Source organism: Oceaniovalibus sp. ACAM 378, assembly GCF_008085915.1.
GTDB lineage: Bacteria > Pseudomonadota > Alphaproteobacteria > Rhodobacterales > Rhodobacteraceae > Oceaniglobus.
In genome coordinates this window covers 41,256-54,864 of sequence record NZ_VSJK01000018.1, presented here as the reverse complement: position 1 = coordinate 54,864, position 13,609 = coordinate 41,256, and the positions used below count along the sequence as shown (strand labels likewise).

At 60.8% G+C, this 13,609-nt stretch carries 5 protein-coding genes and 1 pseudogene; 2 read left to right on the top strand and 4 right to left on the bottom strand.

Annotated elements, in window-relative coordinates:
- Nucleotide 1 precedes the first annotated feature (1 nt).
- The 4 genes and pseudogenes from FQ320_RS20195 to FQ320_RS20185 all read right to left on the bottom strand — a co-directional run bounded on the left by FQ320_RS20195 (nt 2) and on the right by FQ320_RS20185 (nt 11,194).
- Nucleotides 2-3,094, bottom strand: a complete 3,093-nt coding sequence (locus FQ320_RS20195) for a non-ribosomal peptide synthetase (RefSeq protein ID WP_187394001.1) — start codon at nt 3,092-3,094, stop codon at nt 2-4.
- A 39-nt stretch (nt 3,095-3,133) separates the two neighbouring features.
- Nucleotides 3,134-3,280, bottom strand: a pseudogene (locus FQ320_RS26925) (hypothetical protein); the annotation flags it as partial.
- On the bottom strand, nt 3,277-7,782 hold the full coding sequence (locus tag FQ320_RS20190; protein ID WP_148475134.1) for a type I polyketide synthase: 4,506 nt from the start codon (nt 7,780-7,782) through the stop codon (nt 3,277-3,279). The pseudogene FQ320_RS26925 and the gene FQ320_RS20190, both read right to left, overlap by 4 nt.
- Nucleotides 7,775-11,194 (bottom strand): non-ribosomal peptide synthetase, encoded by a 3,420-nt coding sequence (locus FQ320_RS20185; protein WP_148475133.1) that lies wholly within the window; start codon nt 11,192-11,194, stop codon nt 7,775-7,777. Before FQ320_RS20185 ends, FQ320_RS20190 begins: the two co-directional genes overlap by 8 nt.
- A gap of 285 nt (nt 11,195-11,479) precedes the next feature.
- Between FQ320_RS20185 and FQ320_RS20180 the strand changes: the two genes are divergently transcribed.
- Both FQ320_RS20180 and FQ320_RS20175 read left to right on the top strand, forming a co-directional pair.
- Nucleotides 11,480-12,004, top strand: a complete 525-nt coding sequence (locus tag FQ320_RS20180; protein WP_148475132.1) for a hypothetical protein — start codon at nt 11,480-11,482, stop codon at nt 12,002-12,004.
- The gene (locus FQ320_RS20175) at nt 12,001-13,488 is read left to right on the top strand and encodes an oligosaccharide flippase family protein (protein WP_148475131.1); all 1,488 of its coding nucleotides are present in this window, start codon (nt 12,001-12,003) and stop codon (nt 13,486-13,488) included. Before FQ320_RS20180 ends, FQ320_RS20175 begins: the two co-directional genes overlap by 4 nt.
- Nucleotides 13,489-13,609 lie beyond the last annotated feature (121 nt).

Genomic DNA, 13,609 nt, shown 5'->3' with positions numbered 1-13,609 from the left:
CTCATTTCAATTGCTGCGACAACTCAAGAGCGATCTGCCGAAGGCTCTTGAAAAACAACAGCCGCGGATCCAGAGCAAGACCCAGTTCTGCCTTTACCCTTCTCGCCACTTGAAGTGTAACAATGGAATGGCCGCCGAGTTCAAAAAAATTATCCTCGGCGCCGATTTCGTCTACTCGAAGCACATCGGCCCAGATATCTGCGAGCGCCCTTTCCATTCCAGGGCGGGGCGGCACGGAAACCGCGCGGCTGGCGGCACCGTCGCGGAATGGCGCAGGCAGGGCGCGGCGGTCAAGTTTGCCATTGGGTGTGCGGGGCAGCGTTGTCAGTTCGATAAACACCGACGGGATCATATAACGTGGCAGCGTGGCGCGCAGGTTACGGCGCACTTCGCTGGCTGTCATACCCTCACCCTCCTCGAAGACCAGATAGGCGACGAGCCGAAGGTCGCCCTGCCCCGGATCATGCACAAGCACCACCGCCTGACGAATTTGCGGCGCGGCCAGCAGCGTGGCTTCGATCTCGCCAAGTTCTATGCGCACACCGCGAATTTTGACCTGATTATCGCGTCTCCCCAGATGATACAGCCGGCCATCAGGCGACCAGCGTCCGATATCACCGGTTCGATAGAGCCGCCCGCCTTCTGGCGCAGTGGGATCCCGCACGAGGCACTTTTCCGTTAGTTCGGCCATGCCGACATAGCCGCCAAAGACACCCGCCCCCCCGATACAGATCTCACCCTGCATGCCCACGGGCACAAGCTCACCCGCCTCGTCCAGCAGCAGGACGCGGGTGTTTGCGATGGGTCGCCCGATGCTGATGGCATCCGGACCCGGCGTGATCCATGCACCGGTAGAATAGATCGTCGTCTCGCTGGGCCCGTAGCCATTCCAAAGGCGACCGACGCGTTCAAGCAGGTTATCGGCCAGATCGCGCGTTAGCGGTTCGCCTCCGGTGATGGCGAGTATATCTGGCCCGCCGACCCATCCACCATCAATAAGCAGCCGCCACGCCGAGGGGGTCGCCTGTATGATCGTAGCGGCGCAGGCCACCAGAGCGGCCGAGAGTTCTTCGCCGTTTGTCGCGACCTCACGACTGAGCATTTCAATCGTTGCACCTACGGTCAGCGGCAACTGAAGTTCGACTGCCGCGATGTCGAACGAAACCGTGGTTGTGGCTGCGACGATGTCGTCAGCGCTTATTCCCGGTTCGTGTCGCAGGGATGCCAGAACGTTTGACATCGCGCGGTGGGAGATCTGCACGCCCTTTGGCCGCCCGGTCGAACCGGAGGTATAGATGAGATGCGCGGTCGAGGCCGGATCAATCGCAAAGTCCGAAACATCTGGAGCCAGTCGATCGATAATCTGATGGTCGGCCTGAAGATCTATTTCCATGACCCCGTCAGGCAGCGCAAGCGTTCCAGCCGTGCCCGCGCCGGTCAAAATAGCCGTCGCCTTGCTGTCGGTCAGAATATGATTCAATCGCTCTTCGGGAAATCCCGGATCAAGCGGCAGATGCGCCGCCCCGGTCTTTTGCACAGCGATCATGGACGCGATCAAATCCGGGGTCCGCTCGAGACAGAGCCCCACCACCTGATCCGGCCCGATCCCACGCGATTTCAGATGCTGCGCGATCTTGTTTATGCGTATTGCCAGAGCTCTATAGCTGAGCGAGTGGCCGTCATGCCGGATCGCCACAGCGTCCGGTGTCCGGTCCGCCACCCGCGAAAACTGATCGGGAAACGGTGTCTCGTCGAACGCGACGGTCGGCTGCACGAACTCTGCGGACAACATCCGCCGGTCGCTGTCGGAAAGCAGCGGAATATCTGCCACTTCCGTATCTGGATCATCGAGCATGCGGCGCAGGATGAGTTCCAGCCGCTCGAGCAGACGCTTGACCGTATCATCAAGATAAATGTCAGAACGGTATTCGATGGAACCCATGATCTGCCCGCCGACTTCGTGCACGAACCAGGTCATGTCGTGAATTGCGCCGCCGCCGTAAACCGGCTCGTCTTGAGCGCCCTCTGCGCTTTGCAGGACGACCGCAAACTGGAAGATTGGTGAACGGTTCAGGCGGCGCACCGGCTGAAGCCGGTCTACCACGATCTCGAAGGGCACATGGCGGTGCGGAAACGAGTCGAGCAACGATGCGCGTGCCGAGTCCAATACCTCTGCCACGGATTTGCGCGGCGAAAGTTCCATGCGTAACACTTGGGTGTTCACAAACGGGCCGATGATCCGCTCAAATTCGGCGCGCTCGCGAAGGGCAACGGGGCTGCCCAGCACGATGTCGTCAAGGCCGGTATGGCGATGCATCGCGATGGCTGCTGCCGCAACAAGGCAGATATATAAGCTCAGATTGCGTTCGGTCGCAAAGGCATGCAGCCTCGCCGCGAAATCTTTGTCCCAGATGAACGATCTGCTGGTCCCCTTGGGGTCACGTCCCGGCACGAGATCGGCGGTAAAGGTGCATATCTCGGGATGGCCTCGCAGCGCCGTTTCCCACCAATCCAGATGTTCCTTCAGGCTGGACGGATCAAGTCGCCGCCGTTGCCAGCTTGCATAGTCTGCATATTCCGGCTCGACAGGACGTTCAGAATAGGCCGTGGGCTGTGCCAGCGCCGCGTCCAGCTCGTTGCGCAAGATCGACAGAGACCAGTGATCCATGGCGATGTGATGCACCGCAATCAGCAGAGCTGCGCCATCGTCTGCCAGATCGAGAACCGTAAAGCGCGACGGGGGCGCTTTGTCCAAAACAAAAGGCTGGCGCGTCTCGCGCTCAACCAGTTCAGACACCGCCTGATGTCGCTGGGCGTCGGGCAAATCGGACAGGTCGACATGGACGACGGGTACGGTATCTGGTTCCAGGATAACCGCCTCGGGACCAGTCGGCGTTTCACGAAAGACCGTCCGCAATACGCTGTGCCGCGTCACGACGCAGCGCAAGGCGGCTTCAAGCGCCTCGGCTCTGGTTTGCAGCCCCAAAGGCCAGACCGTCACAATGTTATACTCTGTCGCCGAGGGGTCGAGCTGCTGAATGATCCAGAGCCGTTCTTGAAAATGAGATAGCTGCAGAGGCCCATCCTTGGGCAAGATTGTTGCGCCTTGGTCGCTCTCCAGCCGCAAGAGCTCGATAATTTCCGGCTTACACGCGAGGATTCGTCGGCGCAAATCTTCGCTTAGGCTGCCGACATGTCCAAACAGACGCAGATTTTCTCCCTCCAGCGCGATGCGACCGCCGCGTGCGCGGACTTCTCGCAAAAGCTCTGTCGCCGTCACAGGAGAAACTCCTCGCGATCCGCATCGTCACCTTGTTCGGCCGTTGCCCCGCACTTCATCTCGACTTGCTTGGCGATGGCGCGAATTGTCCGACCGTCAAAGACATCCCGCAGCGAGAGCCGGACCGATGCCGTCGCCTCCAGCCGCGTCAGGAACCGCGTGGCCATGAGTGAGTGACCACCCAGCTCGAAAAAATCCTCGTCCGGACCAGAAAGCTCGGTTTGAAGCAACTCGGCCCAAAGCAGGGCGACGGTAAATTCCTGGTCGCTGTCAAAGCGTTCACGGGAAGCGAAGTCACTGCCGACGGGCTCTGCCACAGCTGCCTCGGCTGACTGTTTGTCCCGATCTGGCGTGAGAAGAGCCCGCTTTGCCTCGACTGCAAGTTTTGCCAGATCATAGGGCGAAATGACAATCTGATGCGCGGAGCCGCCAGAAAGACGCAGAAAGAGGTCTGTCGCCGCCCTTACATCGATCATGCGCAGGTCAGGATCTGGCCGCTCAATCAGGCGGCGGGCGGCCATACCGACTTCAGCCCAGGCGTCCCAGTTGAAGACTGTGACGTTCGACCAGCCGACTGGGCGCTCAGAACTCTGCGGCCAAACGTCAAGAAAGGCATTCGCGGCGGCATAGTCGACCGCTCCGGCGAGCGGCACCACTGAATTGATCGAACTCATCAAAACAACGAGGTCGAGCGGATCTTTGCCAAAGACTCGCGCCAGTGCGCGCAGTCCATCGACCTTGGGCACAAGTGTGTTCGTTACGTCTTCAGGCGTCTGAAGCAACGCCAGGGCTCCGCCTCCGGGTTCACCTGCGGCATGGATGATGGCATCCAGGTTTCCCCAACGCTCGACTATGTCGTTCCGCAGCCTGGCAAGCCCCTCTTCGTCCCCCATGTCACAGGCGGCAAGCATAACTTCGGAGCCGCGCTGCTCGATCTCCAAAAGGTCCGCGAGAACGCCGGCGGTGGGATCCGCCTCGGCAATCAGTCGCGCCCATTCGGTTCGCGGCGGCAGAGTTTTGCGTGAGGTGAGGATCAGCCGGACAGAGCCGACCTCTGCCAAGGCCAAAGCCACCCGCCGTCCCAAAGCACCAAGCCCGCCGGTGATCAGACAGACCGCATTTTCGCGCAATGGTGGGCCTGCATCCGGGGCCGCCGCCGGGTCGAACCGGCGATGGAACCGGATTCCGGCGCGGCGCGCGCAGGTCAGTTCCACTTCCTTACAGCACGCTTCGTCTGCGATAACCTCTGCAAGACTTGCGGCACCCTTTTCTGTCTCGGTTGGCAACAAATCCAGATGGCGCATGCGAAAGCGCGGCTCTTCGGCCGAGAGCGCCAGCACCGGCCCGGTGATCAGTGCCATATCCGGCCGCTCCACCGGCTCGCCCAGAACCGATTGCGCGCCGGCAGTGACGCAGATCACCTGAACTGGCGCGGCGAGCGGCGTCTCCTGCGCCACATGCGCCAGAGAAAGTCCTGCATCAAACGCCGCGCGTCCGTCGATTGTGTGGTCCACCAACCCCCAAGCTGCGACAATACCGGCAATCGGCATCCCGCCGACACCGATGGCCGCCAACAGATCCTCGGGATGGCCGGGCCGTGCTTTGGCGACGGCGCCGGACTGCGGTGCGTCACCCGGCAACACTGCCACAACGTCCTGCGCGCCACGCCTCCTGAGCGCGTCGGTTAAAGCCTCGGCCAGTTCGATCGTATCGACCAAAACCAGCCAGCGACCGTCCAACTTGCTGCGCAGGGCAGCCGGTGCTGTCGTCCAGACGGGCAGGCTGAGGAATGGATCGGAGGTCACGCGCGGCGGCTGGACATCCGGACCGGCTGCAAAGCCCGGTGCGGTGCCAGGAGCGGGATCGACCCAGTGCCGTGATCGCTCGAAAGGATAAGTTGGCAGTGGCACCCGGCGTGGTGCCCGCGCCGCTCCCCCTTCGATCTCGGTCTGCGTGATCGGAACGCCAGCGGCCCAGAGCCTGCCGGTTGCCTCAAGCACCGCTGCGCTGTCAGGCTTGCGATCATTCGGATGCGACAGCGAAGCACAGATTCGCCCCCGCGAGGCGGGCAGCGTCATCTGCGCCAGCGTGGCCAATGTCGTGCCCGGTCCGACCTCGAGCAGGAAATTCCTTGCATCCTCACCCAATACGCGAACCCCTGGTTCGAATTTGACGGTATTACGCAGATGCCGCGCATAATAATCCGCCGATGTCGCTTCTTGCCGGGTGATCCAGGTGCCACTCACATTCGAAACATAGTCGATCGTCGGATCGGAAAGCCGCACCTTTTCGACCGCCGAGACAAACCGGTCGAGAGCGGGCTCCATCATGCAGGAGTGAAAAGCGTGCGATGTTCGCAGCAATCTGGCGGTCACTCCCTCGCGGCTCAGTTCCGCCACAAACTCGGCAATCACGTCGCTTTGTCCTGAGATGACATTGAGATCGAGAGCGTTTTCTGCTGCAATCTCGGCCCGGCCAGCCAGACGTCGACGCAGGTCGCCAACAGGCAGTGGCACGGCGGCCATGCTCCCCGGCACCATGTCTTGCATGAGCTGGCCGCGCAGCGCCACCAGGTTCAGAGCATCTTCAAGCGACATCACTCCGGCAAGATGGGCCGCGACATATTCACCGATGCTGTGCCCGATCATCGCAGCCGGGACAATGCCCCGGGCTATCCACAACCTTGCCAGCGCATATTCCACAGCGAAAAGCGCAGGCTGCGTCAGCCAGGTTTCGTCAAGGCGGGCGTCCTTGCCCTGCAGCACCACAGCACGAAGATCGCACCCCAGAGGCATTTCCAGTATCTCGGAACAGGTATCGAAAGCTTCCCGGAAGGCGGCATTCTCGGCGTAAAGCCCCGCGCCCATTTCAGCATGTTGGCTGCCTTGCCCGCTGAACATGAAAGCAACGCGGCGCGCGCCTCCGTCATGCACGCTGCTGCGGCTTTGCAGTCGCAGTTCAGCTGCAGCCTCGACCGCATCGGAAGCAACCACGAAACGTCTGTGGCGAAAAGCTCGGCGGCCATTAAGCAGCGTATGCGCGACATCGCCCAGCGCCGGCTCGTCGGGCCCGGTCAACCTGTCTGCAAGCCGCGTGGATGCGACGGTCAGGGCCGCTTGTGTCCGGGCGGACAAGACCAAGGCTTGCGGCCCGCTCGGGGGTGGTGCCACTTGGGCTGGTCCGGCCTCTTCAAGAATAAGATGTGCATTTGTTCCACCAATTCCGAACGAGCTAACCGCAGCGCGGCGCGGTCCATCGCTGACCCAATCCGTTCCTTCTGCCGAAATGGAAAACGGGCTCTCATCCAGCGCGAGCTTTGGATTGGCCTCGCGAAAATTAACCATTGGCGGGATATAGGCGTTCTTTAGGCAAAGGATCGCCTTGATCAGACCGGCAATCCCCGCGGCGGCATCAAGATGGCCGATGTTGGCCTTGAGCGCGCCGAGCCGACAGAACCCCGTGTCGCTGGTCCGGTCACGGAAGGCCCGTGTCAGTGCCGCGATTTCGATCGGATCGCCAAGCGGCGTGCCGGTGCCGTGTGCCTCCATGTAGCCGATCGTGCGCGGCTCGATCCCTGCGATGGTCTGAGCCATTGCAATCACCTCAGCCTGCCCATCAATGCTGGGCGCGGTATATCCCGCTTTGGCCGCGCCATCGTTGTTCACCGCCGCGCCTCGGATCACCGCGTGGATAGTATCTCCGTCGCGCAGGGCGTCTTCATGGCGCTTGAGCACCACGAGGCCACCACCTGCACCGACACGGGTTCCGCAGGCATCCACATCGAAGGGCCGACAATGACCATCCGGCGAAAAGATCATACCTTCCTGATAGAGATAACCTGACCGGTCCGGAAAATTGATCGACACGCCCCCGGCCAGTGCCATGCCGCATTCGCCGCGCGCCAAGGCCCGGCACGCCATCTCGACTGCAACGAGCGAGGTGGAGCAGGCCGTTTGCACTGTCACGCTCGGCCCCTTCAGGTCCAACTTGTACGAGGCACGAGTGCACAGAAAATCCTTATCGTTCCCCAACATAAGCTGGTATGCGCCCGCTGCCTCGGCCAGCTTCCGGTTGCTGAGGATGTGAAACATCAGATACGTGTTCATGCTGACGCCTGCGTACAGCCCCACTGGCCCGCCGGGCCCTCCAGGTGGGTAGCCAGCGTTCTCAAGCGCCTCCCAGGCACATTCGAGAAACAACCGCTGCTGGGGGTCCAGCATCTGTGCCTCGCCCGGCGAAATCTGGAAAAACTCTGCATCAAACATTTCAGAATCGTCCAAAACCGTACCCTTGCGCACGAAGCGTGGGTTCTTCTGTAGCGCCGCAGGAATACCGGCCGCGCTCATCTCGTCAGTGGTAAAAGTTCGCAGGGATTCGACACCGTCCCTGATATTGCTCCAAAACGTTTCAAGGTCAGGCGCGTCCGGAAACCGGCCGGCAAGGCCAATCACGGCAATCGAGTGAGCTGGCAAGGTGGACTTCTTGGCAGGGAATTCAAACATTGGCGAAACTTTCAGCCCGCCGGCGCGCCTGTGCGACGGATCCACTGTCGGCTACCACCCCGCCATACTCGAACGCCTCCGCCTGAAGCCCGACGGTCGTCAGCCGGAAGAACTCGATCAGCGGCACTGTGCTGCCGAACTCGGAGCAGAGCCGTTCTTGAAGCTTGACGAGTATCATCGAATGTCCACCCACATCGAAAAAGCTTTGCTGCAACCCTACCCCGGTAATCCCCAGCACATCGCACCAAATCCCTGCAACGCGGCGCTCGGCGTCGGACATGACAACATTGCCGGCCGGCAGCGTCCGTTGGATCGCGCCCGCGGTTTCGGGTATCGGAAGCGCCCTGCGGTCAACCTTTCGATTGGGCGTCAGAGGGATCTCGTCCAGCATGACAAAGCGCGTCGGGACCATGTATTCTGGCAGCACCGCGCGTAACTGCGCCTTTGCCGCCTCGATGTCGAAATCCGCGCCGCCGGACGGAACTACATAAGCAACCAGCGCCACCTGCCCGTCTTCAGTTCGATGGCTGTCTACCACGCAATTGACGACGCCGGTGACGGCTGCAAGCCGCGCCTCGATTTCACCCAACTCGATCCGGAAGCCGCGCAACTTTACCTGCGAGTCGTTCCGCCCGATGTAGATGACACTGCCGTCACTGCGTTGCCGGACCAAATCGCCGGTCCGGTAAGCCCGCACCGGTCCAGCACCAGGAAAATTCAAATATACGAAATGCTTGGCCGTCAGATCAGGCCGATTCCGGTATCCCCGTGCCACGCCGTCACCCGCTATACAGAGTTCGCCCACGACGCCCGGCGGCAGGGCGTTGCCGCTGTCATCCATGACGGCGATACGGGTATTTGCGATGGGCCGCCCAATGCAGACGGAATCCTCGTCTGCTTCGACACGCAGACATGTGGACCAGATCGTCGTCTCGGTCGGTCCATACATGTTCCACAGCGATCCGACTCGCGGTAGCAGCGCGCCTGGCAGCGTTCTGGGCATCGCCTCCCCGCCACAAAGCGCCTTGAGCCGCAGCATTCCGGCCCAGCCTGAATCGAGCAGCAATCTCCAGGTTGCCGGCGTCGCCTGCAACATTGTGATGCGCTCGCGGGTCAACAGCCCGGCCAGCGCCCGCCCGTCAAGCCGCTCTGACCTGTCCGCAAGCACGATGGTCGCGCCTGTCGTCAACGGCAGCCACAACTCAAGCCCGGCGATATCAAAAGAAGGGGTCGTGACCGAGAGCAGCCTGTCGTTTCGCGCAAGGCCCGGTTCTTGCCGCATCGCCGCGAGGAACGAGACCAGATTGCGGTGCTCGACTTCAACGCCTTTCGGCCGACCGGTCGAGCCCGACGTATAGATAACATAGGCAAGGTCGCCCGGCACGTTCAGACGGGGCGCCGTATCGCGTTCGACCACCTCTGTGTGGTCCAATTCAAGCCGCGCCGCGCCGATATCCGGCAACGCGGCAGCAAGGTCCGACGTGGTCACGACCATCGTTGGCTTGGCATCCTCCATGATCTCAACCAGCCGTTGCGCCGGGTGGTGCGGATCAAGCGGCACATAGGCCGCCCCGGCTTTCCAGACCGCCAGCAGCGCAACAACGAGGTCGCAGCCGGGCTCCAGCGCCACGGCCACCAGATCGCCTGACGCGACGCCTCTGTCGGCCAGCAGGTGGGCAAGGCCGTTTGCGCGGCGCACCAGACTGCCATAATCCAGCGACGCTTCACCGGCGACAACGGCCTGACGTTCAGGGTCGCTTGTAGCCGCGGCGTCGATCAATTGTTCGGTCGTGGCGTTCGGGTAACCCAGCTCAGAGACCCGAGACAGCTCCTGCATCTGGTCCCTGTCGGTGCTCGCGACGATGCACAGTTGGGAAATCATGCAATCCGGATCCTGAACAATCGAACGCAAAAGCGTCTCATAACGCTCGTGAAGCCTCGCGATGGTCTCAGCATCGAACAGGTCGGAGGAGTATTCATAACTGGTTTTCAGTACGCCGCGATATTCTGCCATCTCGACAGAAAGATCAAAGCGCGTGGCGCCCGTATCGATCGGGATAGGTGTCGTGGTGATGCCTTTCGGCGAACCGTCGTTGTCCGGAAAACTCATAAGTGTGAAAAGCACTTGGAACACCGCCGCGTGGCGGGGCGTGCGCTCGGGGCGCAGGGCTTCAACCACCAGATCGAACGGCGGGGCGCTGTGATCATGCGCTTCAAGCACCGTGCCCTTGACCTGCTTCAGATACTCGCGGAACGGCATGTCGCGTTCCAGAACGCCGCGCAGCACGACATTGTTGATGAGGCAGCCGACCGTATTCTCGAATTTCTGGTTCATCCGGTTGGCCAAGGGAGAACCGATCAGCACGTCTTCCTGCTGCGAGTGGCGATGCAAGAGGACTTGCAGCGCCGCCACCAGCACCATGTAGAGCGTCGCTCCTGAGGCCAATGCCGTCTTGTGCAACGCCGCACGCAACTCGCCCGGCAAGCTCGCCGTCATACGCGCACCGCGATAGCTGGGCCGTTCGGGATGTGGCCGGTCAGTTGGAAGTTCAGTCAGCGCCGACGCGCCGGACAACCGCGTGACCCAGTAGTCGAGATTGCCGCGCCACTCTCCCGACTCTGCCTGGTCGAGTTCCCAGAGCGCGTGATCGACCCAATGCGCCTCGACCTTTGCAAGTACCGGGTCGCGGCCCACACGCAGGGCCTCATAGATCTCCAGCATCTCCCGCGAGATAAGCGCAAGCGACCAGCCGTCAGAGACGATATGGTGAATGCGGCAGAGAAAGACGTGATCGTCCGGCGCAAATCGGATGACCGTTACGGACATCAGCGGTGCCTTCGACAGATCAAAAGGCTTCGGCATTCGAGCGTCGATCAGTCTGCCAATCTCGGCAGGCCGGTCCTCCCAGGCTATGTTCGACGCATCAACCAACTCGAAATCGGGCGTGACCTGCCCAAGTACTTCGGCATGGGGTACACCCGAAATCTCGTCGAAACGGGTACGCAGCGCTTCATGACGGGCCGTGAGAATCGCATGGGCCTTTTGCAACAGCGCCGCCTCAAACGGCCCCTCAAGCCGAGCTGCGCCACCGATCACATAGGCATTCGAGCCGACATTGACCTTATCAAGGAACCAGAGCCGCCTCTGCGCAAAAGAAAGCGGTAAATGCGCGCCTTCCTCACGGTTCTGACCCGGCTCAGCGGCACGTTTGTGCGCCGCCTCGCGCCGCGTAAGTATCTCGATCAGGAGCTCCTTGTGGTCGCGCAGTTGATTTTTAAGCGCATCATCCAGCGTGCCCGAGGGCGCAGAAATTCCTAAGTTGTTACCTCTCAAAGTGACTGTAATACGCCGCCTTTCGAGTTCTTCAAGAAACCGCTTGGCAACTGAAAGCTGCCGTTCATACACTTCCATAAAGGTTCCATCCAAACAACGATAATGAAAAGACTTTAATGGTGACGTTCTTACACAACCCGATTCTGATCAAGGAAAGAATCGCCATGGACCTTTTGGCGGCCGTTGATCTTTCATGACGTACCGACAAAGCCTTAAGCTTGGGAACACTGTTGAAACAATGCCGACGCAACAAGCCGCGACATGTGTTCAGGCCGTTGATCGAAGGCCATCACGCGCGGCGCGGGGCAAAATCAGATGTGTGGCGACCCTGTCATAGAGCATCTCAAAGCACTTCGGGACGGTTTGGCAGCCGATAAGCCAGCGGCGTCAAACAGTATCGCACTATCGCTTGGTATGGGTGAGGTTCATGTTTGGCTGATCAATCTTGATGCACCGGCGCTGCCGGAAGTGGCGATGAAGTCGATGCACTCGCCTGAGAAAACAGCGCGTTGCACAGCTTTTGCCTTGGCGCAATTCCGGTCACGCTACCTGGCCGGACATGGGCAAAGGCGCGTGATCTTGTCGACCTATGCCGCCTGCCCGGCCCGGGCGCTTGTCTTTGAAGTCAGCTCCGCTGCTAGTCTTGATTGCTTTGCTGTGTCGGTCGACCCCGACGCACTGCCAATCCTCACATTTGAACCCGGATGCGCAAAGAGCTCCACCGCAGATTATTCGAGCTGCCGGTCCCCGGAGGCTTTTGCGCCGCGCTTACCGCACCCGCGACGATTGACCCTCTCAGATTCTTTCACCTGCCGCCCCAAGGAGGCCATGATCATGATCGGAACTGATCGCGCAGGACGCGGGCGCATCATGCAGGCCCCGGCATGAGCAGCATCAGATCGGCCGTGCTATATTCCACAGCCGGGAAATACGCGACTACGGTAATCGGACTGGCCACAACGGCAGTCGTCGCGCGCCTTATCTCGCCCCATGAATACGGTATCGCAGTGCTCGGTATGGCCACGCTCGCCGTAGCCAATGCAGTGCGTGAACTTGGCTCTACAGCCTATCTCGTGCAGGTTGAAGAACTGACAGAGGACCGCCTTCGCGGCGTTTTCACCATCAACCTTTGCATTTCGGTCGCACTTGCGCTCGTGGTTGCGCTGGGCGCGCCACTGATCGCGAACCTGTTCGGGCAGCCCGGTCTGGCCCTGTTCCTGCATATATCGCTCGTCGGGTTTCTGACTGGATCGGTGGCCTTTCCCCTGTACGGGCTGCTCTCTCGCGACCTAGCCTATCGGAAACTGTCGGCGGTCGCCATTTGCAGCGCAATTGTCAACTCTGCGGCGCTCATCATCTTCGCCGCGCTGGAGTTCAGTTTCCAGAGCTTTGCTCTGGCCAATGTCATCTCGGGTTTAACCGGAGCGCTGCTGCTGTTCTGGCTCAAGCCCGCCCGGGCAATGTTCAGACCTGGCTTTGCGGCCTGGCGTGATATTTTGTCATTCAGCCTGTTCACCGGCGGCGCATCGTTGCTGCACCGGGCGTCGGACTATCTGGCGGTTGCGGTCCTGGGCGTCGTATTGACGCCCGGCGCAGTGGGCCTTTTGAACCGTGCCACGCAGATCTGCCAGTTCCCGGAACGCACGATTCTCGCTGGCGTCACTGAGGTTGCGCTCCCTGCCTTTTCAGACCTCGCCCGCCGCAAACAGGACCTCGCCGCAACCTATCTCGGCGCGATTGAGAAACTGACTGTCTTCATGTGGCCGTGCCTGGCGCTGACAATCCTTCTGGCGCATCCGCTGGTACGCGGTTTTCTGGGTTCGGACTGGCTGGAGGTAATACCGCTGGTCCAGATCATTGCCGGTGCCTTGATCCTGAACTTTCCGCCCGGCCTGAACTATCCCCTCATCGTCGCTATGGGCAAAACGCGGCGCCTGTTCGTGCTGGCCATCCTCCAGATCTCGATCGCACTTCCGATCGTGCTGATTGCCGCGCAGCTCGGCATGTTCGCAGTGGCCTGGAGTACATATCTCATCGTGCTCGCGGGCGTCATAACCTCGACCGTCGCAGTGCGCGGGCTGATCGACATCCCGCTTTCCAGCCTTTTCGCATCGATGTATCGCAGTCTGGGAGTAACCGCAGTTTCGATCCTGCCGGCAACCGGCCTCGTGATGCTGCTCGGCGGCCCGGTGAGTCTGGGCGCCGCAGACAGTTTGGCCGTTCTCGGCACCGCTGCACTGGGATGGCTGGCCGGAATTGTCGCGCTGTCTCATCCAATCCGTACGGAAATCAAGTCGCTGTTTGCAGGACTCCAACGCAGACTGCGCCGCATAAGAGTTGGAAGCCATCCAGAGGCTCCGAAATCCGACTGACCCGGCCGCACGACGTTGGGTGGTTGAGGGTCTGTAAAAGGGGTTTCCTGGAGGACCAATCCCGTCAAGGAATGCCACTTTGACCCACCGAGCGATCACCGCCCTCCTCGCATCGAGGCTT